The organism is Amycolatopsis sp. cg5 (genome assembly GCF_041346955.1).
GTDB lineage: Bacteria > Actinomycetota > Actinomycetes > Mycobacteriales > Pseudonocardiaceae > Amycolatopsis.
This window is the reverse complement of record NZ_CP166849.1, coordinates 7,711,927-7,734,018: the sequence shown is the minus strand read 5'-3', so window position 1 is coordinate 7,734,018 and position 22,092 is coordinate 7,711,927. Positions and strand designations below refer to the sequence as shown.

The 22,092-nt window shown below is 67.5% G+C and carries 19 protein-coding genes; 8 read left to right on the top strand and 11 right to left on the bottom strand.

Going from position 1 to position 22,092, the window contains the following annotated elements; all coding sequences use genetic code 11:
• Positions 1-7: 7 nt before the first annotated feature.
• On the bottom strand, positions 8-1,408 hold the full coding sequence (desII, locus tag AB5J62_RS34925; protein WP_370944265.1) for a dTDP-4-amino-4,6-dideoxy-D-glucose ammonia-lyase: 1,401 nt from the start codon (positions 1,406-1,408) through the stop codon (positions 8-10).
• Entirely contained in the window at positions 1,408-2,601 is a 1,194-nt protein-coding gene (locus AB5J62_RS34920) for an aminotransferase class I/II-fold pyridoxal phosphate-dependent enzyme (RefSeq protein ID WP_370944264.1), read from the bottom strand. The genes desII and AB5J62_RS34920 overlap by 1 nt, the downstream gene beginning before the upstream one ends.
• A 105-nt stretch (positions 2,602-2,706) precedes the next feature.
• Here AB5J62_RS34920 and AB5J62_RS34915 point away from each other — a divergent pair, with 105 nt between their 5' ends.
• From AB5J62_RS34915 to AB5J62_RS34905, 3 genes are all read left to right on the top strand, one after another.
• On the top strand, positions 2,707-3,420 hold the full coding sequence (locus AB5J62_RS34915) for a class I SAM-dependent methyltransferase (protein WP_370944263.1): 714 nt from the start codon (positions 2,707-2,709) through the stop codon (positions 3,418-3,420).
• 83 nt (positions 3,421-3,503) lie between these two features.
• Positions 3,504-4,850, top strand: a complete 1,347-nt coding sequence (locus tag AB5J62_RS34910) for a nucleotide sugar dehydrogenase (protein ID WP_370944262.1) — start codon at positions 3,504-3,506, stop codon at positions 4,848-4,850.
• On the top strand, positions 4,847-5,821 hold the full coding sequence (locus AB5J62_RS34905; RefSeq protein ID WP_370944261.1) for an NAD-dependent epimerase/dehydratase family protein: 975 nt from the start codon (positions 4,847-4,849) through the stop codon (positions 5,819-5,821). The genes AB5J62_RS34910 and AB5J62_RS34905 overlap by 4 nt, the downstream gene beginning before the upstream one ends.
• Positions 5,822-5,870: 49 nt before the next feature.
• On the opposite strand, the gene AB5J62_RS34900 is transcribed toward AB5J62_RS34905, so the two are convergent.
• The 5 genes from AB5J62_RS34900 to AB5J62_RS34880 form a co-directional block, all read right to left on the bottom strand.
• A complete protein-coding gene (locus tag AB5J62_RS34900; RefSeq protein WP_370944260.1) occupies positions 5,871-6,578 on the bottom strand; it encodes a DUF899 domain-containing protein in 708 nt (235 codons plus the stop codon).
• 77 nt (positions 6,579-6,655) lie between these two features.
• Complete coding sequence (locus AB5J62_RS34895) at positions 6,656-7,588, bottom strand: NAD(P)/FAD-dependent oxidoreductase (RefSeq protein WP_370944259.1); 933 nt, start codon at positions 7,586-7,588, stop codon at positions 6,656-6,658.
• Between the two features lie 25 nt (positions 7,589-7,613).
• A complete protein-coding gene (locus AB5J62_RS34890; protein ID WP_370944258.1) occupies positions 7,614-8,030 on the bottom strand; it encodes a hypothetical protein in 417 nt (138 codons plus the stop codon).
• 59 nt (positions 8,031-8,089) lie between these two features.
• On the bottom strand, positions 8,090-8,677 hold the full coding sequence (locus AB5J62_RS34885; RefSeq protein ID WP_370944257.1) for a flavoprotein: 588 nt from the start codon (positions 8,675-8,677) through the stop codon (positions 8,090-8,092).
• 845 nt (positions 8,678-9,522) lie between these two features.
• The gene (locus tag AB5J62_RS34880; protein ID WP_370944256.1) at positions 9,523-11,175 is read right to left on the bottom strand and encodes a long-chain fatty acid--CoA ligase; all 1,653 of its coding nucleotides are present in this window, start codon (positions 11,173-11,175) and stop codon (positions 9,523-9,525) included.
• 191 nt (positions 11,176-11,366) lie between these two features.
• Here AB5J62_RS34880 and AB5J62_RS34875 point away from each other — a divergent pair, with 191 nt between their 5' ends.
• The 3 genes from AB5J62_RS34875 to AB5J62_RS34865 are packed head-to-tail and all read left to right on the top strand — an operon-like array spanning position 11,367 to position 15,339.
• Positions 11,367-12,824: an MFS transporter gene (locus AB5J62_RS34875; RefSeq protein ID WP_370944255.1), complete on the top strand. Its 1,458-nt coding sequence runs from the start codon at positions 11,367-11,369 to the stop codon at positions 12,822-12,824.
• Positions 12,825-12,863: 39 nt separating this feature from the next.
• Entirely contained in the window at positions 12,864-14,060 is a 1,197-nt protein-coding gene (locus AB5J62_RS34870) for a YcaO-like family protein (protein ID WP_370944254.1), read from the top strand.
• Positions 14,053-15,339: a TfuA-like protein gene (locus AB5J62_RS34865; RefSeq protein ID WP_370944253.1), complete on the top strand. Its 1,287-nt coding sequence runs from the start codon at positions 14,053-14,055 to the stop codon at positions 15,337-15,339. The genes AB5J62_RS34870 and AB5J62_RS34865 overlap by 8 nt, the downstream gene beginning before the upstream one ends.
• 97 nt (positions 15,340-15,436) lie before the next feature.
• On the opposite strand, the gene AB5J62_RS34860 is transcribed toward AB5J62_RS34865, so the two are convergent.
• The 3 genes from AB5J62_RS34860 to AB5J62_RS34850 all read right to left on the bottom strand — a co-directional run bounded on the left by AB5J62_RS34860 (position 15,437) and on the right by AB5J62_RS34850 (position 18,836).
• Positions 15,437-15,781, bottom strand: coding sequence for a hypothetical protein (locus AB5J62_RS34860; RefSeq protein WP_370944252.1), 345 nt, complete (start codon positions 15,779-15,781; stop codon positions 15,437-15,439).
• Positions 15,782-16,637: 856 nt separating this feature from the next.
• Complete coding sequence (locus tag AB5J62_RS34855) at positions 16,638-17,330, bottom strand: excisionase family DNA-binding protein (RefSeq protein WP_370944251.1); 693 nt, start codon at positions 17,328-17,330, stop codon at positions 16,638-16,640.
• 81 nt (positions 17,331-17,411) lie between these two features.
• A complete protein-coding gene (locus AB5J62_RS34850; RefSeq protein WP_370944250.1) occupies positions 17,412-18,836 on the bottom strand; it encodes an alpha/beta hydrolase family protein in 1,425 nt (474 codons plus the stop codon).
• Positions 18,837-19,047: 211 nt separating this feature from the next.
• Between AB5J62_RS34850 and AB5J62_RS34845 the strand changes: the two genes are divergently transcribed.
• Together AB5J62_RS34845 and AB5J62_RS34840 are read left to right on the top strand one after the other, a co-directional pair.
• Positions 19,048-20,118, top strand: coding sequence for a sensor histidine kinase (locus tag AB5J62_RS34845; protein ID WP_370950416.1), 1,071 nt, complete (start codon positions 19,048-19,050; stop codon positions 20,116-20,118).
• Positions 20,115-20,777: a response regulator gene (locus tag AB5J62_RS34840; RefSeq protein WP_370944249.1), complete on the top strand. Its 663-nt coding sequence runs from the start codon at positions 20,115-20,117 to the stop codon at positions 20,775-20,777. Before AB5J62_RS34845 ends, AB5J62_RS34840 begins: the two co-directional genes overlap by 4 nt.
• On the opposite strand, the gene AB5J62_RS34835 is transcribed toward AB5J62_RS34840, so the two are convergent.
• On the bottom strand, positions 20,774-21,997 hold the full coding sequence (locus AB5J62_RS34835; RefSeq protein ID WP_370944248.1) for an alpha/beta hydrolase family protein: 1,224 nt from the start codon (positions 21,995-21,997) through the stop codon (positions 20,774-20,776). The genes AB5J62_RS34840 and AB5J62_RS34835 overlap by 4 nt on opposite strands.
• Positions 21,998-22,092 lie beyond the last annotated feature (95 nt).

The following is a 22,092-nucleotide window of genomic DNA, read 5'->3' as shown; positions in this document are numbered from 1 at the left end:
GGTGGGGTTAGCGGAGGAAGCCTCGGGAGGTGTGCCAGCCGTCGGCTATGTCGGTCTCGAGCTGGTTGAGGCGGGCGGTGAGGGCTTGGTCGAAGCCGTCGAGGAAGTACTCGTCGCCGCCGCGGGGCTCGATCTGGCGGTCGTCGGCCACGAACTTCGCGACCACGTCGGCCAGTGTCGTGCCGGGCTCGATCCGGCCCGCGATGTAGCGGTCGGCCCCCTTGAGGCCCGGGAAACCCGCCTCGCGGTAGAGGTAGACGTCGCCGAGGAGGTCGACCTGCACGCCTGCTTGGATGTGCGCGCCGGGCCGCATGGTCGACGGCTTGATCCGGATCAGCTCGGCCTCGGTGCCGGACCGGATGCTGTGCAACGCGTACCCGTAGTCGACGTCCAGCGACGGGATCCGCGAACCGACGCGCTCGGCGAAGGCGTTCAGCGCGTCCTGGAGTTCGGCGCGCTCGCCTGGCGGGAGCTTGCCGTCTGGCCTGCCGCTGTAGTCCTCGCGGATGTTGAGGAAGTCGATCGGCTGATCGGGCGCCGCGTCGGACAGTTCGGCGATGAAGTCGGCCAGCTGCGTCAGCCGGGACGCGCGGCCGGGCAGGATGATGTAGCTCAGCCCGAGCCGGACGGGACGCTCACGCTCGGCGCGCAGCTTCTGGAAGTTGAGCAGATTCGCCTTCACCCGGCCGAACGCCTTGCGCTTGCCGGTGGTCTCCTCGTACTCCTCGTCGTTGAGACCGTACATCGACGTGCGCACCGCGTGCAGGTCCCACAGACCGGGCTGCCGGTCGAGCGTCTGCGAGGTGAGCGCGAAAGCGTTGGTGTACAACACCATCTTGAACCCGCGGCCGCCCGCCCGCGCGATGAGCCCGCCGAGCCCGGGGTTCGTCAGCGGTTCGAGGCCGCCGGAAACGTACATGGCGAACGGGTTGTCGTTCGGGATCTCGTCGATGACCGAGGCGAACATCGCGTTGCCCGCGTCCAAAGAGGAGTTCTCGTACCGCGCACCCGTCACGCGCACGCAGAAGTGACAACGGAACATGCACGTCGGGCCGGGGTAGAGCGCGACGATGTGCGGTGTCACGGTCCGCCGTTCGAGGATGTTGTCGATGATCCCCTTGTTCTCCAACGGAAGCACCGTGTTCGACCAGTACTTCCCGGCGGGCCCCGCGACCACCGCGGCACGCAGTTCCGGCACCTGGTCGAACGTGTCGAGCAGCCGCTCGAACACCACACGGTCGACGGCCAGCTCGCGCCGCGCGGTCTCCAGTGTGGTGAACGGGCTGTTGCCGTACTTGTGCGTCAAGGAAAGCAGCAGGTCCGCGTCGGCGACCGCGCGGGGGTGCGCCGTGCTCAGCAGGTCACGGAGTGCGGCGCGAGGGTCGGGCGCGGTCCAGAACGCGGTCATCAGGTGTCCTTCCGTCGGGAGGTCACGGCGGCTCCGTGCGCGACCGCGAACCGGATGAGCGCGCACACGCGCCGGATCTCCTCGCGGGACACCGACGAGCCGCTCGGCAGCGCGATCACCCTGGCCACCATCGCCTCGGTGTGCGGCAGGTGCACCGGCCCGCGTGAGCGATACGGCTCCAGCTGGTGACACGAGGGCGAGCCGATCGGGGTGAGCGCGATCGCGTTTTCGGCCTTGAGCAATTCCAGTAGCAGGTCGCGCGAAATGCCGGTGGCCTTTTCGTCGACGTTCATGATCACGTACTGGAAATTGTTGCTTTCCTCGGTGTCGTGGGTGAAAAAGCTCAGTCCCTCGATCGGCCCGAGTTCGGAAAGGTAGAGATCGTAATTGGCTCTGTTGTGCCGAATGGTGTCGGGAAACGCGTCGAGTGACGTCAGGCCCATCGCGGCCGCGGCCTCGCTCATCTTCCCGTTGGTACCACCCGCGTCGACGACGGTCTTGAGGCCCTTGCCGAAGTTGTGCAGCGCGCGCACCCGGTCGGCCAGCTCCGGATCGTTGGTGACGACGGCGCCGCCTTCGAACGCGCCCGTCACCTTCGTGGCGTGGAAGCTGAACACCTCCGCCGCGCCGAAACCGCCGATGAGCCTGCCCTCGGTGGTGCAGCCGATCGCGTGCGCGGCGTCGAAGAACACGGGAATCCCGTTGTCCGCGGCCACTTTCTCCAGCTCGTCGACGGCGCACGGCCGTCCCCACAGGTGCACGCCGAATATCGCCGACGTGCGCGGGGTGATCGCCGCGGCCACCAGCTCCGGGTCGAGGCAGCCGGTCGCCGGGTCGATGTCGCAGAACACCGGCTCCAGTCCGAGCCAGCGCACCGAGTGCGCGGTGGCGGCGAAGGTCAGCGACGGCATGATCACCTCGCCGGTCAGCCCGGCGGCGTGCACCAGCAACTGCAGCGCGACCGTGGCGTTGCAGGTGGCGACGCAGTGCGAAACGCCGGCGATCTCGGCGACCCGGTCCTCGAATTCCAGCACCAGCGGCCCGCCGTTGGACAGCCACTGGTTGTCCAGCGCCCAGTTGAGCCTGTCGAACAGGCGCGCTCGATCGATCAGATTGGGCCGATTGGTGTGCAACGGCGTCAGGAACGCCTTCCGCCCGCCGAACAGGGCCAGGTCGTCGAGGTCGTGTTTCACGCTTGCCATGGTCCGCGCGCGCGGAGCATGCCGCATCTCTGAGGTTGCGCGGACTGAGCATGCCGCGAGATGTGATGCCACGCCGCCGATGTGACGATCGATATCATGTACGGTGACGAATTCTCCGAAGTCTATGTGTCCTATTACGAAGGCCAGGGCAAGGATTACGCGGCCGAGGCTGAAGACATCACCCGGCTGATCCGCGAACACACGCCGGGCGCGGACTCGCTGCTCGATGTCGCCTGCGGCACCGGCGCGCACCTGCGGCGGTTCAATCAGCTGTTCGCGCACACCGAGGGCGTCGAACTGTCCGAGGGCATGGTGAAGGCGGGCCGGGCGCACTACCCGGAACTCACGCTGCACCAAGGGGACATGCGCGACTTCCACCTCGGGCGGAAGTTCGACGCGGTCACGTGCATGTTCAGCTCGATCGGCCACGTCGGCGGGCCGGACGGCCTCGACGCGACCGCGCGCTGTTTCGCCGAGCATCTCGTCACCGGCGGCACGCTGGTGGTGGAACCGTGGTGGTTCCCGGAGAACTTCATCGACGGCTACGTCGCCAGCGGTATGTCCGAAGTGGACGGACGCAGGATGGTCCGGCTGTCGCACTCCGTCCGTGAGGGTGACGCCACGAAGATCACCGTCCACATGGCCATCGCGGACGCCGAGCGCGGGCTCAGGCATGTGACCGAGGTCGGCCTGCTCTCGCTGTTCGAGCAGGCTCGTTATGAAAAGGCGTTCGCACAGGCCGGAATCGACGCCGAATACGTCGAAGGCGGCCCGCTCGGCCGCGGGCTCTTCGTCGGAACCCGTCGCTGACGCCGAGCCCGGCAAGACACAAGAAGCGGCGGCGCCGCCGACCGCACCAGTATCGAAACGGACACTATCGATTGGGGACGCAGATGCGTTTTCTGTCCGGCCGCGAAAAACTTTCGGTGGCGGTCATCGGCTTCGGCTACGTCGGCTCGTGCATCGCCGCGACGCTGGCTGATCGCGGTTTCGACGTGCTCGCCGTCGACACCGATCCACGGTTGCCAGAGGAATTGGCCAGGGGGCACTGCCGGTTCCAGGAAGAAGGGCTGTCGAAGCTGATCTTCGACGGCCTCGGCGCCGGCACGCTGCGGGTGAGCACCGACCCGGCGGGCCTCGCGGCCGCCGACGTCGTGCTGATCAGCGTCGGCACCCCGGTGCTCGAGGACGGCTCGCTCGCCGACGAGCAGCTGCGCGCCGCGTGCGCCGAGCTCAGCCGTCACCTGCGCAAGGGGCAGCTGATCGTGCTCAAGAGCACGGTCCCGCCGGGCACCACGCGCGACATCGTCCTCCCGCTGCTGGAAGAGAGCGGGTTGATCGGCGGGGTCGACTTCGGCCTCGCGTACACCCCGGAGCGGCTCGCCGAGGGCACCGCGCTGCGTGAGCTGCGGACGTTCCCGATCGTCGTCGGCGGCCTCGGCGCGGAGAGCTCGGCCGCCGCGGCGCGGTTCTGGCAGGACGCGCTGGGCGTCGAGGTCATCCCGCACGACTCGCTGGAGTCGGCGGAGATCGTCAAGCTGGCCAGCAACTGGTGGATCGACGTGAACATCGCGCTCGCCAACGAGCTCGCCAAGTTCTGCTCGCTCTACGGCGTCGACGTGCTCGACGTGATCAGCGCGACCAACACCATCCCCAAGGGCGCCGGCAACGTCAACGTGCTGCTGCCGAGCGTCGGCGTCGGCGGCTCGTGCCTGACGAAGGACCCGTGGATGGTCTGGCGCTCGGCCGACCGGCTCGGCGTGGACATCAGGACGGCGGTCACCGGCCGCGAGGTCAACTCGGGCATGCCGGAGTACACCGCGCAGGTGATCGTCGACGAGCTGGTCACGCTCGGCAAGGACCCGGCATCGGCCAAGGTCGCCGTGCTCGGCCTGGCGTTCAAGAACAACACCGGCGACCTGCGCGCGACCCCGACCCAGGGCGTCGCCGAGACGCTGGCGAAGGCAGGTGCCCAGGTGCGGCTGTACGACCCGCTGGTCGACCCCGAACGCGTCGAGCAGATGTACGGCGTCGGGCTCTCGCCGAGCCTGGACGAGGCCGTCGACGGCGTGGACTGCATCGCCGTGCTCGCGCTGCACCGGGAGTTCGAGGGCATCGACTTCGGGGCGCTGCCGGTGGCCGACGGCTGCCTCGTGCTCGACGGCCGTGCCTACTACAGCAAGGAAAAGATCGCCGAGCTGCGGTCGCTCGGCTACGCGTACCGGGGGATCGGCCGATGAGCCGCGCGGTGGTCACCGGTGGCTGCGGCTTCGTCGGCAGCCACCTCGTGGAGCGCCTCGTCGCGCGCGGCGACGAGGTCACCGTGTTCGACGGGCTCGCGCCGTCGCACCCGGTCGAGGGCGTCCGCTATGTCGCGGGCGACATCCGGAACCTGGCCGATCTCGCCGAGGCCGTCGGCACGGGCACCGAGATCGTCTACCACCTGGCCGCGGTCGTCGGGGTCGACAAGTACCTGTCGAGCCCGCTCGACGTGGTCGACGTCAACTTCCTCGGCACCCGCAACGTGCTCGACCTCGCCAACCGCGCGGGCGCGCGCGTGGTGCTGAGCAGCACCAGCGAGGTCTTCGGCAAGAACCCCGCTGTCCCGTGGCGCGAGGACAGCGACCGGGTGCTCGGCGCCACGTCGGCGGCACGCTGGTCGTACTCGACCTCGAAGGCCCTGGCCGAGCACCTGACCTTCGCGTTCGCCGCCCATCACGACCTCGACGCGCGGATCATCAGGTACTTCAACGTGTTCGGCCCGCGCCAGCGCCCCGCGTACATCGTGAGCCGCTCGGTGCACCGCGCGCTGAACCGGCAGCCGATGGTCGTCTACGACCGTGGCGTCCAGACGCGCTGCTTCACCTACATCGACGACGCGATCGACGGCACGATCCTGGCGGCGACGGCGCCGGACGCGGCGGGGGAGTCGTTCAACATCGGGTCGATGACCGAGACGACGGTCGGCGAGGTCGTGCGGCTGATCGCCGAGCTGACCGGCGCGCCGGAGCCGCGCACGGAGGTCGACACGGCCGTCCGGATCGGACCGGCGTACGAGGACCTGTCCCGCCGTGTCCCCGACGCCACCAAAGCCCGCGACGTGCTCGGCTGGACCTGCGAGACCACGCTGCGCGACGGCCTGATCAAGACGATCGAGTGGGCCCGCGCCAGCCAGTGGTGGCTGGACCTCCCGGACAGCGGCGTCGCCTGAGGGGTCGTGAGCGTTGCGGGCGGTTCTAACCGCCCGCAACGCTCACGAGCTAGTACTCGTCGTGCAGCCGCCACCATTCGCCAGGCCCCGAGTAGCTCCGGCCCGCAGGCTGTTCCCAGTGCTCCTGCCGCCCCAGCGGCGTCAGGTCGAGGTAATTCGACGTGCTCGTCAGCAAATCCGTGCCGCGCGCGTAAGTCGAGTACGTGTGGAAGATCTCCGAGCCGTCGCGCAGGAACACGCTCAGCCCCGACCGGTCTCCGCTGATCTCCGGCGACCGTTTGTAGTTGTATTCGACCGGCTTCACGGACTCGTCCAGCGTGACGTGGAAGTCGTAGTTGAAGTCGCTGTCGTGCGACGAGAACCACGGCACCGCCCACCCCATGCGCTGCTTGAAGGCCGCGAGCTTCGCGTACGGCGCCCGTGACACCAGCACCAGGTTCGTGTCGCGCGCGTGCAGGTGCGCGAGGTGTCCAATGTGGTCGGTGACCTTCGAGCAGCCGCGGCAGCCCGCGTCCCAGTCCGGGTGGAACATGAAGTGGTACACGATCAGCTGACGCTTGCCGTCGAACAGCTCCGGCAGGCTCGCGGCGCCCTCGGCGCCCTGGAAGACGTAGTCCTTCTCGATACGGACCATCGGCAGCCTGCGCCGGTTGGCGTTCAGCTCGTCCCTGGCGCGGGTGAAGGCTTTCTCCTCCTCCAGGAACTTTCGCCTGGCGTCGAGCCACTCGTCCCGCGAGACGACCTCGGGCAGATTCATGGGTAACCCTCCGAAAATCACGAAACCCGGGCCGACCGTCCACTGTGAACGGTCGGCCCGGGTTTGCGGTGCCTGTGCTACGCGGAGCGCGGAGCGGTGTCGGTGAAGACCAGGTTCTTGTCGGACGCGATGCCCGCCATCATGCCGCTGGACACCGCGTTGGTGACGAACGGCATCGCCATCGGCAGCGTCGGCCGGTGTGCCATGTCGCCGGCGGCGTAGACGCCCGCGACGCTGCTCACCTGGAAGTCGTCGATCTCGACGCAGCCGTCCGGGGTCATCTTGCAGCCCAGCTGTTCCGGCAGCTTGGACCGCTGCAGGTACTTGCCGACGGCGAAGATCCCGGTACGGGGCAGTGGTTCGCCCGACTCGAAGACGATCCGGTCCAGCCGCTCGTCGACGGCGTCGAGGCGGGCGATCTTCTCCTCGCGGACCGGGAGGTCGGCGTCGGCGAGCCTGCCGCGGGCCGTCTCGTCGATCTCGTCGCCTCGCCCGTCGGCGAGCAGCACCACGTCGGCGCTGAACCGGCGCAGGTGCAGCGCGAGCTCGATCATGATGGGGTCGTTGAACAGCACCGCGATCGGCTTGTCACGGGCGTCCTCGTAGCCGTGGCAGTACGGGCAGTGGAAGATGCTGCGGCCCCACAGGTCCGCGAAACCTTCGATCTGGGGCAGGTCGTCCTGCAGGCCCGTCGCGAAGATCAGGCGCCGCGACCGGACGGTGGAACCGTCGCCCAGCGACACCTCGAACCCGCCGTCCACCTGCTTGGCGTCTTCGACGCTGACGCCGCGGGTCTCGACGGTCGGGTACTGCTTGAGCTCGTCGCGGGCGATGGCACGGAACTCCGGGGGAGGCGTGCCGTCGCGCGTGACGAAGTTGTGCATGTTGGAAGCCCGCTCGTTGCGGTACTCACCGGAGTCGATCAGAAGGGTGCGCCGCAGCGCGCGGCCGAGAGTGAGAGCAGCTGAGAGACCGGCCGGCCCCCCGCCGATGACGATCACGTCAAACACTGGGGTCTCCTCGAAATGGGGCTGGCTAGTCGTCTGCGCCGGCCTGGCGCTCCGTCTTGAGCACGTGCAGGCCTTCTTCTTCCGCGTTGGCGGAGACGGCCTTGCTGGTCTTGTTCAGCTCCTCTTCCGGGCTGAACATGATGACCTCGGTGCCGGCCTGGTGCTTCGACGGCGCGTGGCCCGCGGGGGTGTAGAACGCGTCACCGGCTTCGTAGACCTCTTCGCCGTCGGCGGTGAGCACGGTCATCCTGCCCTTGATGACGTATCCCCAGTGCGGGCACTGGCACTGGTCCTGGGGCAGGCCCTTGAGCAGCTTGGTCGCGTCGATGTCCTCGTCGAAAATGGTGAAGTTGGCGGAATAACCCTCGAGGACCTCGTACCGGTCCCTCACGGGGCCGAGTTCCTCGACCTGCGTGGCGCTGTTCCACGAAACCTTCGGCATGGCAGTAGCTCCTTCGTTCGGTCGATATCAAGAACGTTAGGGGCTGTGCCGGGCGAGGCTCATCTCTGAGCTTGCTGAGTGCCCAACTTGTGCGCCGCGACATCGGGCATCACGGTGCCTGGCACGGCCCCGACGCCGGAGCCGAGGTCCCGGCTGGCGCGTGAGGTGTTGGGGGGCGGTTCGAGCACGAAATGCCCGTCACCGCGCAGGGTGCCGATCGTGCGGCGCATCGATGGGCTGTTCCACATCCACGCGTTCATGCACGGCTGGAAATAGATGCCGGGGCCGTGCGCCAGGATCAGGGCGGTCACCAGGGTGTCGGCCATGCCGGACACGGCTTTGGCGAAAGTCGTCGCGGTGGTCGGCGCGACGATGAAGGTGTCGGTCCCTTCCAGCAGCTTCACGTGCAGCGGGACGTCCGCCCAGTCGGTGTCCGTGTACACGGTCACCGGAAGCTTCTCGCTGAGGAACAGATTGCACGCGGTCGGCGTCGCCACCACGGTGACGTCGGGCGTGTAGGTCAAGGCTTCCTCGATCAGCAGCGCAGCCGATGTGGCACAGCTGGAGCCACAAACACCGATCAGCAAGGAGCCCAAGACCGAGCCGGAGGCGGAGCGGGGCTCGATATCGGTGGTGGATTGCGTCATCGAAGCTTCCTTCGTAGAATGAAGGGGTGTTGCCGCTCCGAACGGCAACACCCCAACAATCGCTTCAGCTTGCGCGAGCTACGATCAGTCGCAGGGCTCACCGGTCATGACCGACGGCGCGACGGCCGAGAGGGCGAACTCGACGGTCTCGGCACCGGCGGTGGCGAGCAGTTCGGCGTCGGAAACCTTGGTGATGTCGAACATGATGTTCTCCTTGGTGTTGGGGCTTACTGAGTTCAATGATGCATCGTCCGGCTCCGAAAAACCCCTTCTGGATTGCTGCCAGTGGGGACGGTGCCGAGAAAAACCCGTGGAGCTTGGCGACTGAGATCAGTCGCAGGGCTCACCGGTCATGACCGACGGCGCGACGGCCGAGAGAGCGAACTCGACGGTCGCGGCACCCGCGGTGGCGAGCAGTTCGGCGTCGGAAACCTTCGTGATGTCGAACATGGTTCTCTCCTTGGGATCGAGGCTTGTGGCGGCAGAAGATCGAGTAAGGCTCACTCCTGGATAGCCGCCAGGAGTGCGTCTTGCGCGAACTTGAGATCAGTCGCAGGGCTCACCGGTCATGACCGACGGCGCGACGGCCGACAGGGCGAACTCGACGGTCGCGGCACCCGCGGTGGCGAGCAGTTCGGCGTCGGAGACCTTGGTGATGTCGAACATGAATTCCTCCTGGTTGATGTGGTGATGATTGCCCGGGGGGCTATGTAAATAATGCAACCGCCGTTCCCGGAAAACCACTCCTGGATTGCGCGCGGTGCGCAACCGATCCCGCGGTGCGGGAAACAAGGGTCCCTTTCACGCACAGCGCGCGGAAGGGACCCTTGTCGTTCATGGGGTTTTCAGCTGGTAGCCGCGTAGAGCGCGTCGATCTCGGTGGCGTACTTGGCCGAGATCGCGGCTCGCTTGAGTTTCAGGTTCGAGGTCAGCTCGTCACCGCCTGCTTCCCAGAACTTGGGTAGCACGGTGAATCGCTTGATTTGTTCGATTCGTGAAAGTTTCATGTTGCCGGCGTGCACACTGGCCCGGATCGCTTCCAGCACGCGCTCGTCCTTGGCCAGCACCGCCGGATCCACCGCGATGACGGCCTCGGCGGCGAACGCGGCCGCCGCTTCCGGGTCCAGTGTGATCAGCGCGACGTTGTACGGCCGGTTGTCCCCGACCGCCATCATCGGCCCGATCAGCGGCGAACCCGCCGAGATCGCGTGCTCGATGTTGCTCGGCGACATGTTCTTCCCGCCGGAGTTGACGATCAGTTCCTTCTTGCGGCCGACGATCCGGTAGTTGCCCTCGTCGTCGACCGTCGCGATGTCGCCGGTCCGTAGCCAGCCATCGGGGTCCAGCGCTTCCGCGGTCTTCTCGGGATCCTTGCGGTAGCCCCGCATCATCCACGGCATGCGCACGAGTAGCTCGCCGTCCTCGGCCAGCTTCGCCTCGGCGCCGGGCGCCAGTTGCCCGATCGTGCCGATCTTCGATTCCTTCGGCGACGAACCGGAGCCGAAACCGCACTCCGACATACCCCAGCCGACGCTGACCGCGGCACCTAGCTTCTCCCAGAAGCCGTATACGTGCTCCGGGATCGCGGCCGTGCCGGTCAGCGCCCACTTCAGCCGCTCGAATCCGGTCTTGACGCGGATCGACGCGAGGAACTCCGGGTCACCGGCTTCGAACGCGGCCGCGGATTCGGGATCCGCCAGCAGTTCCCGCTCGACGCCGGCCTTCAGCTTCTCCCAAGTCCTCGGCACTGCGGCGAAAGTCGTCGGGTGCAGCTCGGCGATGGTCTCGGCCAGTTTGCCCAGATCGTCCAGGCAGGTGACCTGGCCACCGCAGGCGATCGGGTAGTAGTGGCGGAAGAACCGGTCACCCGAGTGGCTGGACGGCAGATAGGAGATCGTCGTGTCGCCCGCCTCCATCGGCCAGATGGTGGTCATCGCGTCGATCATCCGCAGCCAGCCGCGGTGGGTGTGCTCGACACCCTTGGGCGGCCCGGTCGTCCCCGAGGTGTAGATGAGGCACAGGAGATCGTCGGGCGTCACCGCCCGCCAGGTGGCCTCGAAATCGAAGTCCGGCGCGGGCTCCAGCCGGTCCAGGTCGCCGTCCTCGACGACGAGCAGATGCTCGAGCGTCGCTCCGGAAGCCCTGATCTGATCGGCGAATTGCCGTTCACAGACCATGATCTTCGTGTCGGAATGGGTGAGCAGATACTGGATCTGCTCCGGCGAACTCGTGTTGTAGATGGAAAAAGTGGTGGCACCCAGATGGGAGGCCGCCACCTCGGTCAGGTTGAACTCGGGGCGGTTGGTGAGCATCGCGGCGAACGTGTCGCCACGCCGCAGACCCAGCGCCGCCAGGCCTGCCGAGATCCGGCGCACCTCGGCGCCGTACTGCTTCCAGGTCAGCTGAACGGTATCCCCAGGCGTGCGCAGCGCCACCTCGTCCGGGTGCGCCGCCACGGTCAGTTGGAATGCCTCAGGAAAGGTGCTGGGTCGCGACATTTTCGTGGTCTCCTCAGCTACTTCGGCTTTCCCATTATAGGACCGGGCCATGTTCGCGCATCTTCGAAAATGCTTTGGCTGCCTCAGCATTAGCGAAGAAAAAATTCCACGAGAAGTTCGATATCGTGGTTTTCAATCGCTTCAGTTGGGTCTTCACTTTCCGGTAACACAGTTATATTCAGGGAGAAACGATGACGTCACCACCCGCACCCACCCGGCAGTGGCTCGCACTGGTGTTGCTGGCCATGACCCAGTTCGTACTCGTCGTCGATACCGCGATCGTGATCATCGCCGCCCCTTCGATGGAGAAGGTCGGGTTCTCCCAGGAAAGCCTGCCCTGGGTCACCAACGCCTACGCGCTCGCGTTCGGCGGCCTGCTGCTGCTCGGCGGCCGCGCCAGTGACATTTTGGGACGACGACGCATTTTCATCGCCGGTTTGGCGCTGTTCGCGGTCGGCTCGCTCGCCGGCGCGCTTTCCACCGCCCCGCTGTGGCTGATCGTCGCCCGCGTGGTGCAGGGCATCGGCGCGGCGCTGGTCTCCCCCGCCGCGCTCGCGTTGGTCATGACGCTGTTCACCGGTGAAAAGGAACGCAACAAGGCGCTCGGCGTCTGGGGTTCCGTCGCCGCCGCCGGCGCCGCGACCGGCTACGTCTTCGGTGGCCTGCTCACCGAATGGTTCGGCTGGCAGTCGGTGTTCTGGGTCAACCTCCCGATCGTCGCCGTCGTCGTGCTGCTGGCCCCGCGCCTGCTGCCCGAGGCGAAGGACCCGAGCCACACCTCGTTCGACCTGGCGGGCGCCGTCACCGTCACCGGTGGTGTTTCCCTGACGGTGTACGCGTTGTTCAACGCCGGCACCACCGGCTGGGGCAGCGCGCAGACACTCGGCCTGTTCGCCGGCGCCGTCGTGCTGCTCGCCGCGTTCGTCGTGATCGAGTCGCGCAGCAGCAACCCGCTCATTTCGCTGGGTATCTTCCGTATCGCCTCGCTGCGCAACGGAAACGGCCTCACCCTGCTCACCCAGGGCGCGGTCATGCCGATGTTCTTCCTGCTCACCCTGTACGTGCAGCACGTTCTCGACTTCACGCCGCTGCAGGCGGGCCTGGCGCAGATGCCCGCGGCGCTGTGCTTCACGCTGCTGGGCACGCACGTCGGCAACCTGGTCAGCAAGATCGGGTTCCGCATCCCGGCGACCGTAGGCAGCCTGATCGCCGCGGCCGGGTTGTACTGGCTGGCACAGGCGGAGGTCGGCGGCAACTACTTCGCCGACGTCTTCGGGCCGCTGACCGTCACCGCGATCGGCGCCGTGCTCAGCGTCGTCGCGCTGATGATCGCCGCCACCGCCGAGGCGCCCGCGGCCAGCGCGGGCCTGGCGTCCGGTCTGGTGAACGTCACCCAGCAGCTCGGTGGCGCCATCGGCCTGGCGGTGCTCAGCTCGATCGCCGCGATGTCCACCGCGGCTTCGGCCGGGCGCGGCAACGACGCGCTCACCTCGCTGACCGACGGCATGGACACCGCGCTCACGATCGGCGCCGGCATCGCCGTGGTGACCGGTCTGCTCGCCGCGGTGTTGTTCCGGAAGAAGGCCAAGGCCGCGCAGACGGCAGACTCGGGAAGCGCGGTCGCGGAGAACGAAGGCGCGGTCGCCTGACGCTGGTGCATCACCCGTCGCTCACAGGAATGGACAACGATGGTTACTCAGGTCGCGCCGGTCGTACTCCCCGGCACGCTGCGGGATCGATCCCCTGAGGACACCTGGGAGCTCGTGCGGCCCCGGCTCGGTGCCTATGGCATCACCAGGGTCGCCGAGCTGACCGGGCTCGACATCATCGGCATGCCGGTGTTCATGGCCGTCCGGCCGCTCGCCACCACGGTGGGGGTGAGCCAGGGCAAGGGGGCGACCCCGCTGCTGGCGCGGCTGTCGGCGGTCATGGAGTCCATCGAGATGTCGGTCTGTGAGCGGTATTTCACCACTCCGGACGCCTTCGTCGCCCAAGCCGCCGACCTCGGTCTCCCTTACGCGACAACGGAGATCACCCCGACGGACCGGTCGGTCATCTCCGACCGCTTCCCGCTGAAGTGGGTGCCGGCGGTGGCATTGGGCGACGGGGCGCCGACATTCGTCCCGCTCCGCGCGGTCGCCATGGACGGCATCGCGGACGGGACCTGGCGCCCGCCGACGCAGTTCTGCTCGGCCAACGGATTGGCCAGCGGCAACAATCTGGCGGAAGCCACGATCCACGCGCTGCTCGAGGTCATCGAGCGGTTCTCGACGGCGGGCATGGCGAAAACGTCCATCCGGCAACGGAAAGTGCTGGACCTGACGACCATGCCCGCCTGCTGGAGCCGCGACCTCATCGCGCACCTGCACGATCTCGACTTCTGGGTGGAGGTCGTCGACTGCTCGACCGTGCCCGGCGTGTCGACGTTCGCGACCTTCGTCTGGAGCCCCGACATGCCGGGCCTCTACGCCGGGTCGGGCAGCCATTTCCTGCCGGAGATCGCCGTCCAGCGCGCGCTGACTGAGTCGGTCCAGAGCCGCATGTCGGTGATCAGCGGCGCCCGCGAGGACATCGGCATCAGCGCCTACCGAGGCGTCCGCTATCCCGTCGCCCCGGTGACCGTCGAACCCAACCAGACCTGGGACGCGATCTCCGCGCCCGCGCTGGGCCCCGACGTCCCGAGCGCCGAGGTGCTCGCCTGGCTCGCCGAGCAGGTGAGCCTCATGTCCGGCCGCCCGGTGCTGCGCGTCGACATGACCCCGCCCGACGAGCCGTTCGCCGTCTGCAAGGTCGTCGTGCCAGGCCTGCCCGAAAAGCTCCACGAGGCCAGCGAGGACCTGCCCCGCTACCCCGATCCGGAAGACAGGAACCCGGCGCATGCCTGACACCCAGACGCTCCACGTGTTCGCCGGCCCCTCCCTGTCCGGCTCATCGGTGCTCGAGCTTGAAGGTGTCTGCGCACATCCCCCGATCGCGCACGGCGACCTCTACCGTCTCAACCTCACCGAGGGCGACTCGGTCCTGATCGTCGATGGCATTTATCAGCACACGGCACCGGTGCGCCACAAGGAGATCCTCGCGCTGCACGCGGCGGGCGTCCCCATCTACGGCACGGCCAGCCTCGGCGCGCTGCGCGCCACCGAGCACCAGGGCCACGGCATGACCGGCGTGGGCACGGTCTTCGGCTGGTACCGCGACGGCAGGCTCATCTCCGACGCCGATGTGGCGCTCAGCCACGGCGACGCCGACGTCGACTATCGCGCCTTCACCCAGGCGCTGGTCAGCATCATCAGCGTCACCGACAGGCTGGTTTCCGCAGGCAGGCTCGACGAGACCGACGCGACCCGGGTCGTCGACCTCGCCCGTTCCCTGCACTTCATCAGCCGCACCAACGGCGCACTCCGCGCGGCGGCGGCCGAGCACGACCTGGCAGAGCAGATGGGGCTCGTGCTCGACGAGCTGCGCGCCGACCGCCTCGGCGACATCAAGCGCATCGACGCCGAGGCCGCGGTCCACGACCTCCTCGCGGGGAAGGTCGAGCCACCCGCCGACGTCGACGTCCCGCTCACCACCTGGCGCAAGGAGTGGAGCCTCCAGCACACCCCGGCCACGGCCGACCCCGAAGGCCCGACCCTGCGCCAGCTGATCGCCTTCGCGCAGCTGTTCCTCCCGGACTTCCCGCAGCGCCACACCGAGTACGTGCTCGCGTCCTTGAAGCCCGAGTACCCCGAGGTCGGCGAATCCTCCTGGCTGGACGCACTTTCCCCGGCCGAGTACGTCCGCCGCGGCATCCTGTCCGAGGACGAGCTGACCTCCCTCACGGCTGACGAGCGCGCGACCCGGGTGCTCGTCCGCACCTTCCGCCGCCGTTCCGGCCGCTTGGTCTACGACGAGTTCCCGGCCGAGCTGGCCGAATTCGCCGAGCAGAGCGCCCGGCTGCTCAATCTGACCACCCAGGCGGCCGAGCTCAACCCGAACTTCCACCCCGGCGACATTCCCTCGGCCGAGCTGGACAAGACGTTCGGCGAACTGTGGGGCACCACGGAATTGGTCACCCACGTACTCGACCGCGGCTTCCGCTCACCCGAGGAATTCCGCGAACAAGCCAGGCCGTACTTCATCGCGGCCCGCGCCTTCCTCGGCATGCGCACCCAAGCGGCGTAAAATGACTCGTGAGCGTTGCGGACGGTTCTAACCGCCCGCAACGCTCACGACCCCATTACCGCGACCGCCCGGTCACGCGACTGGTTTCAGCCGGATATCATTCCCACGGTGAGCAGTTGCTGTTGTCGTCGCACACCTTGGCCCTGACACTCGTCGCTCGCGTCTTGACCACCCGGTTGTTCGCCGGGTACTGCGTGCCGTTGATCTCCACCACGAGGTGGGCGTTTCGCCCGGAGCTCTGGGACCAGGAAACCTGGTCGGACTTCCAAAGCAGCCTGCCGACGTAGCTTCCGTTGCCGATCTTGACGTCGATGCGGTAGTCGCCGACGGTATTCGGAGGAGGAGTGAGGGCTTGCGCGCTTCCCGCTCCGGCGACCGTCATCGCGATGGTGGCCGCCGCGACCGCCGCTGAAGCCTTCAAAGCCTTCGCGAAATCAAGCATGGAATTCCTATCCGTAGAAACTGGCTGAAATCAGAGCCGAGTGTGCTCAAGGCTTCTTTGCCATGCGATTACCTTCTCGTGATCGAAGATTAACCAGGAGTTGTGCGTAGCGCAATGGAAGTTCTTTCGGCAATAATTTGTGCCGACTCTTCTTCCGGTGCGCTGCCGTCAGCGACCGCCGCCATGGCGAAACATGCCGAGCTCGCCATAGGTCGACAAAGCGCTTGCCAAGTCGGCAGATCCGTTGCGCAGCAAGGAACCCAGGAACGCCAGTGTGGCGCCTGCGACGATGCGCGGGCTCTCGTCCGGCCCAGCGCGCGTCAGCACTTCGGTGAGCTGGGGCAGGTAGCGCGGATCGGTGTCCGGCGTGATGGCCTGGGTGAGTGCGAGCGTCGGCTGATCGAGGGCAGGTGACAGGGGGCCGCGAGCGTAGCCGTGAACGGGGCGTTCACAACGTTCAACGTTGCATACGCCCCGCTCACTACGTCCAACCCCACCAGAAAAGCGGGCAAATACGATAGTTCAGGACAAAGGTCAGCGACTTGGGTAGTGTGCGGACGCTGGCTGGCTGGTGCTCGCGCCGTTGACAGTGGTCCGACCGTCGCGAAACCCGAGTTTGGGCCAGTGGATGGCCCAAACTCGGGTTTCGCGTGCCCACGCGTCGATGTGACAACGCAAAGCCAAGTCTTAACTACCCGGCATTGGGTTGGAACCGTCGGTAACATTCACGACCCCAGACCAGAGATCCCATGCGTCTCCGCTGCCGCAGTGTTTCCCGCATGAGATGCGCACTCGCCGGATCATCGCGGCAATTCGACCCTGCCGATCACGGACAGGTCGGGCCGGCGAGAAATGATCACCGATGGAGGGTAGCTGCTCGCTGTAGGAGTTCTTCAGCGGCTTGGGTCAGCCGCTCGTCGCCGGTTTCCAGCAGGTCCGCCGCCGCGACGGCCGGCGGAGCGATGTCCGGCAGCGTGACTTGGTCGGCGACTGGGCCGAGCTGCCCAGGTACGACTCGGAAAGTGACATTGGGCGCTTCGGAATCCCATCGAAAACCGCGAACGTCACGTAGTTCTTCGAGGATATTTGGTGAAATATAGAACTCGCGTCGATGGTTCTCGTCCGAAACCAGGCGGGCGCCATGGGCGATTCCGGCTTCCAAGCCTCCAACACAAACAGCCTTGCGGCTCGACAGCTTCTTAAGCGCTGCGGGGAGCAGTAGTGCCTCGCGTTTTTGAGCCCGCGCGGCCAGCAAGCGAGGCCATTGGTCGGCCGGGCGCCGCATGTAGCGCCGTGCGCGTACCTGTTCGGATGACGAGAGCCAGTTTGGTCGCAGGCCGGACATGAGCCACATGACCGCCCACGCCATCCGCGGCGACCACGGGCGCCCGGCTTGTGGCCGGATGACATGAGCCCGGTGCCATACGGAGTCGGAACGCACCAGCAGCTCACGTCCTGGTTGTGCCGCGGCCAGTCGCCCTGCCGCGATGAGTTCGTAGACGTGATCAGGCGCGACCTCGAGCCGGGACGCGGCTTCCCGCACTGACATCCAGCCAGCCAGTCGCTCTACGGTCAGAGCGCCGCTGTACAGGGGGATCTGGGCGACAAGGTCTGAGATCGGCTGAGCTTGTCAGCGTCCGTTGCCGGGGCGAAAAACGCTGAGCTCGCCATAGGCCGACAAAGCGCTTGCCAAGTCGCTGGATCCATTTCGCAGCACGGAATCCAGGAACACGAGAGTGGAAGCAGCAACGACGTGGGGGCTCTCCTCACGGCCCAGCGAGCCGACGATAGAGGGCACCGGTGGCAGATACAGGGGACCGTCCATGAACGTGAGGTGCGCCGCGCCGGGAATGGTGAGCCGGTAGTTCGTCGCCGTGCCACGCGTCAGCACCTCGGTGAGCTGGGGCAGGTAGCGCGGATCGGTGTCCGGCGTGACGGCCTGGGTGAGCGCGAGTGTCGGCTGATCGAGGGCAGGTGACAGGGGGCCGCGAGGGTAGCCGTCCAGATCGATGACCGCGTCGATCCGGTGATCGAGCCTAGCCGCCTGCAGCGCCGCGGCGCCGCCCATCGAGTGACCGGTCGCGGCGACCCGGCCGGTGTCCAAACGCCCGGCCAGCGGGTCGCCACGCTCAAGACCTTCCAGCCGTGTCAACACGAAACTGAGGTCGGCGGCCCGGATCGCCGTCCACTCGTCGCCCAGCTTGTCGTCGGTGTCCCGGTCGCCGCTGGACACGGTCGCGGTGGTGATCGTCCGGCCGTCGGCGAGCACGACCGCGGCCGAGTCGTAGGGATGGTCGAGCGCGGCGACCACGTACCCGTGGCTCGCGAGTTCCTCCGCCCAAGCGGTGTTCTGGCTCCGCACCCCGCTGGAGCCCGGCGAGAACAGCACGACGGGGAACCGTCCTCCCGCGGCGGCCACCGGGGCGTCGGGAACCGCGTGGGTACGGGCGCACACGGCACCGTCGAGCAGGAAACCCGGCAGGCCGACCCCGGCGGCGAGCGCCGAAGAGACCGTGCGTGCTTCGTCCTCCGTGCGTCCGAGGTACTGGGCACGCGGAGCGTCTGGGCTGCTCAGCGCGGGATACCAGAGCTGGGCGACGACCGTCCGCCGGTCGTCCGGAACGGCGGTGAAGGTCTCGGGCCGTTCCGGGTCGGTCCACTGCAGCACCCGGGTGCCGACCGCGAAGTCCCCGGTGAGCTCGGGAAAGGCAGGGACGGGAAACGCCCACGTGGCCACGGGACCGGCGGCGATCAGCCCGACGCAGGCCACCGACCCAGGCAACGCCAGCCACCACCGAGCCCGTCCACCTCGCACCAGCGAGAAGAACGCGAACGGCGCCACGACGACGGCTCCTGCCAGCACGGGCAGCAGCTGCCAGCGGATCCCGGTCGCGCACAGCGCGATCGCGGACGCCAGGAACACCGCCCCCGCCGCGACGGTGACGCGGGGGCGGGCGACGGCGGGAAGCCAGCGCGCCACCACCAGCGCGAAGGCGGCGAGCACGGTCAGCAGTTCCACTGTGGACAGATTCAGTCCGGTGATGATCTCGGTCACCAGGCCATGTTCGCCGTCGAGCCCACCCGGCCACATCGCTCGCCGGTCCCGTTCCCAGTGCGATCGCGGTGGCAATCGAACACCCCGCGGCAGCGGCCGGATTGCGACCATGGGAGGTATCGGCGCTACGACCGCGGTCGCAATCCCGCTCGCCGCGATCAGACCGCGGGCTCATGCGCCCGGCGGCCACACGCCCTAGCATCGCCGTGTGATGACCAAGCGGCGCTGGGCGTCCCGGCTGCCGCCGACGGCGTGGGACTCGCTGCTGCCCGCGCTGCTCCTGCTCCACGTCTTGACCATGTGGACACCCACGGCCTTCGTCCTCACCGCCGCGCTCGCGGTGCCGCTGGTGTGGCGGCGCCGGGCCCCGCTCACGGTGTTCGGCGTCGTCGTGGCCGCGGCCTGCGTCCAGTGGCTGGTCGACATCCAGCTGCCCGCGGACATCGCCCTCCTGGTGGCGCTCTACACGGTCGCCACGACTTCGGCCAGGCGCGTCACCCTCCTCGCCGCTGTCGTGGTCGAGATCGGGGCCGTGCTGGCCTGCCTGCGCTGGGCCACCGGCGGCGCGTTCCTGACCCCGTTCGCCGCGCTCACCGCGATGGTCGTCGCCGCGACCGTCCTCGGGATCAACGTCCAGACCACCCACGCCTACCTCGAAGCCGCGCGGGAACGCGCCGTCGCGGAGGAACGGACGCGGATCACCAGGGAGATGCACGACATCGTCACCCACAACCTGTCGGTCATGGTCGCCCTCACCGACGCCGCCGTCTACGCCCCGCCCGACAAGGCCAAAGCCGCGATGCTCCAGATCTCCGAGACCGGCAGGCAGGCGCTGACCGACATGCGCCGCTCACTCGGCGTCCTCCGCACCGACGAACCCGACGCGGCACGCCACCCACTGCCCGGCATCGCCCAACTGGACACCCTCGTGGCCCAGACGTGCGCCGCCGGCTTGCCAACCGGGCTCGACATCGACGGCGACCACACGCCGATACCCGCCACCGCGCAACTCACCGTCTACCGCCTGGTGCAGGAAGCCTTGACCAACACCCTCAAGCACACACCCAGCGGCACCCACGCGAGCGTCCGGATCGGCTGCTCGCCCGAGGCGGTCACGGTGCACGTGACGGACACAGGCCCACCGGTCGCCGCTCCTTCGTCCGGCCACGGCATCACCGGCATGCGCGAGCGCGCGGCCGTCTACGGCGGCACACTGCGCGCCGGACCGCTGCCCGGTGGCGGCTGGGAAGTCCACACCCGCCTCGTTGTGGCGTCCGCATGACGATCCGCGTCCTCATCGCCGACGACGAAGCCTTGCTGCGCATGGCTTTCAGCATGCTCCTGGACGCCCAACCGGACCTGACGCCGGTCGGCGAGGCATCCGACGGCGCCGAAGCCCTTGCGTTGGCCGCCGAGCTTCGCCCCGATGTCGTTCTCATGGACGTCCGGATGCCGGGCACCGACGGTATCGAGGCGACCCGGGAGATCGTGCGAACCTGCCCGCAGACCAGGGTGCTGATCCTGACCACCTTCGATCTGGACGAGTACGCCTTCGCCGGGTTGAAAGCCGGAGCCTCGGGCTTTTTGCTGAAGAACACCAGGCCGGAGGAGCTGCTCACCGCGATCCGCACGGTGGCCGACGGCAACGCGGTCGTCTCCCCGCGCATCACCCACCGCCTGCTGGAGAAGTTCCGCCCGCACATCCCCGACCGCGCCGCCGCTGCCCGCGACGAGCGGCTGGGCAGGCTCAGCGCCCGCGAGCGCGAGGTGCTCGTCCAGGTCGGCTCCGGCCTGTCCAACGCCGAGATCGCGGCCACGCTGCATCTCGCCGAGGCGACCGTGAAGTCGCATCTGGGGCGGATACTGCACAAGCTCGAACTCCGCGACCGGATCCAGGCCGTGATCTTCGCCTACGAAAGCAGGCTCATCCACCCGCACTAGCGGTGCGCGCCCAGCCACCGGCCGATGTCCTTGAGCACGATCGGGGCCAGCGGTCCCGGTCCACCGGTGAACTTGGACGCGATGTTCATGTAGTGCCCGACTCCGGGGTAGGTGATGAGCTCGTGATCACGATGTCCGGCCTTTTCGAGTGCGGCTTCGGCCGCGTGGGCCGCCCGAGCGGGGGACTGGACGTCGTTCTCGCCGTTCAGCAGCAGGGTCGGGCCGTCGAACTTGGGGAGATCCTGCGTGACGTTGGGGAACCGGCCGAAGTCGACGGCCCAGCGCTGGTTCCACTCGGACAAGCCTTCGACATCGGGGTAGTCGTCGATGCGGCTCTTGATGCGCACCACCCGGCTGACCTCGGTGTCGATGGACAACGTGCCGTCGTGGTCGGTGTCGGTACCGGGGTTGATCTCGTCGCCGGCGAGCAGGACTTCGCGGTAATAGGCCACGAGGTCGGCGGGCTGGCCGTGCAGGCCGTTCGAGATCTCGGTGCGGGTCAACGATCCGTCACCGTCGAGGTCGAACTCCTGGTGAAGCTGCGCCAAGTACTTCCCGAACAGCTGGTAGGTGAGCAGCGTCCGGATGTCGGAGCCGACCACGCCCATGCCGATGACGCCAGCCGGCTTGGGGATGTTCGCGGCGCTCGGGTCGGCGGACAGGTTGGCGGCGGTCTGGGTCCCTTCGCTGTGCCCGAGCAGGTAGATGCGCGTCGGGTCCACTTCGGGCCGGGCCGCCGCGAACCTGATGGCCGTGGCGGCGTCGGCGAGAACCTGCTCGTAGATGTGCGGGGGATTCAGCTGCGACTGGTCGTCGGTCAGCGTCGGGCCCAGCCCGGTCACCCCGCGCTTGTTGAAGCGCAGCACGGCGAAACCTTCCCGGTTCGCGGTCTGGGCGATGGGAACGAAGACCTCGACACCGGGGAGCGTTTCGTTCATGTCCTGGTGCCCGGAGCCGTGCAGCAGCACCACCAGCGGAACCTTCTTGCGCGCCGATGACGGCAACGACAATTCACCCTTCGAAACCCAGCCGCCTCCGAGGTCGATCTCGACGCTTTTACGGGTGATCCCTCGCCAGCCGTCGGAACCCTGTGCGCCCGCTTGAACGTTCACCTGCGCCGACGACGAACCCACCGTCGACGCGCCGATGGCGCCGACCAATGTAAGCGCTATCAAAGCGCGCCGGGCGGTACGTGAGCTGGTCGATATCCTGGCTGCCATCGCTTTCCTCCGTCATACGGCGAAAAGGAATCGAAAATTCGATTTACCTTTTGCGTAAAGATTACGAGCGGGGATCCGGCGAAGTCCATGAAGTA

Excerpts from the sequence above, each read along its gene's own strand:
- AB5J62_RS34855 (WP_370944251.1), bottom strand. The coding sequence starts at position 17,330 with ATGTCAGTGCGGGAAGCCGCGTCCCGGCTCGAGGTCGCGCCTGATCAC.
- AB5J62_RS34865 (WP_370944253.1), top strand. The coding sequence starts at position 14,053 with ATGCCTGACACCCAGACGCTCCACGTGTTCGCCGGCCCCTCCCTGTCC.
- AB5J62_RS34905 (WP_370944261.1), top strand. The coding sequence starts at position 4,847 with ATGAGCCGCGCGGTGGTCACCGGTGGCTGCGGCTTCGTCGGCAGCCAC.
- AB5J62_RS34890 (WP_370944258.1), bottom strand. The coding sequence starts at position 8,030 with ATGCCGAAGGTTTCGTGGAACAGCGCCACGCAGGTCGAGGAACTCGGC.
- AB5J62_RS34840 (WP_370944249.1), top strand. The coding sequence starts at position 20,115 with ATGACGATCCGCGTCCTCATCGCCGACGACGAAGCCTTGCTGCGCATG.
- desII (WP_370944265.1), bottom strand. The coding sequence starts at position 1,408 with ATGACCGCGTTCTGGACCGCGCCCGACCCTCGCGCCGCACTCCGTGAC.
- AB5J62_RS34910 (WP_370944262.1), top strand. The coding sequence starts at position 3,504 with ATGCGTTTTCTGTCCGGCCGCGAAAAACTTTCGGTGGCGGTCATCGGC.
- AB5J62_RS34875 (WP_370944255.1), top strand. The coding sequence starts at position 11,367 with ATGACGTCACCACCCGCACCCACCCGGCAGTGGCTCGCACTGGTGTTG.
- AB5J62_RS34880 (WP_370944256.1), bottom strand. The coding sequence starts at position 11,175 with ATGTCGCGACCCAGCACCTTTCCTGAGGCATTCCAACTGACCGTGGCG.
- AB5J62_RS34845 (WP_370950416.1), top strand. The coding sequence starts at position 19,048 with ATGACCAAGCGGCGCTGGGCGTCCCGGCTGCCGCCGACGGCGTGGGAC.
- AB5J62_RS34900 (WP_370944260.1), bottom strand. The coding sequence starts at position 6,578 with ATGAATCTGCCCGAGGTCGTCTCGCGGGACGAGTGGCTCGACGCCAGG.
- AB5J62_RS34835 (WP_370944248.1), bottom strand. The coding sequence starts at position 21,997 with ATGGCAGCCAGGATATCGACCAGCTCACGTACCGCCCGGCGCGCTTTG.
- AB5J62_RS34870 (WP_370944254.1), top strand. The coding sequence starts at position 12,864 with ATGGTTACTCAGGTCGCGCCGGTCGTACTCCCCGGCACGCTGCGGGAT.
- AB5J62_RS34915 (WP_370944263.1), top strand. The coding sequence starts at position 2,707 with ATGTACGGTGACGAATTCTCCGAAGTCTATGTGTCCTATTACGAAGGC.
- AB5J62_RS34885 (WP_370944257.1), bottom strand. The coding sequence starts at position 8,677 with ATGACGCAATCCACCACCGATATCGAGCCCCGCTCCGCCTCCGGCTCG.
- AB5J62_RS34860 (WP_370944252.1), bottom strand. The coding sequence starts at position 15,781 with ATGCTTGATTTCGCGAAGGCTTTGAAGGCTTCAGCGGCGGTCGCGGCG.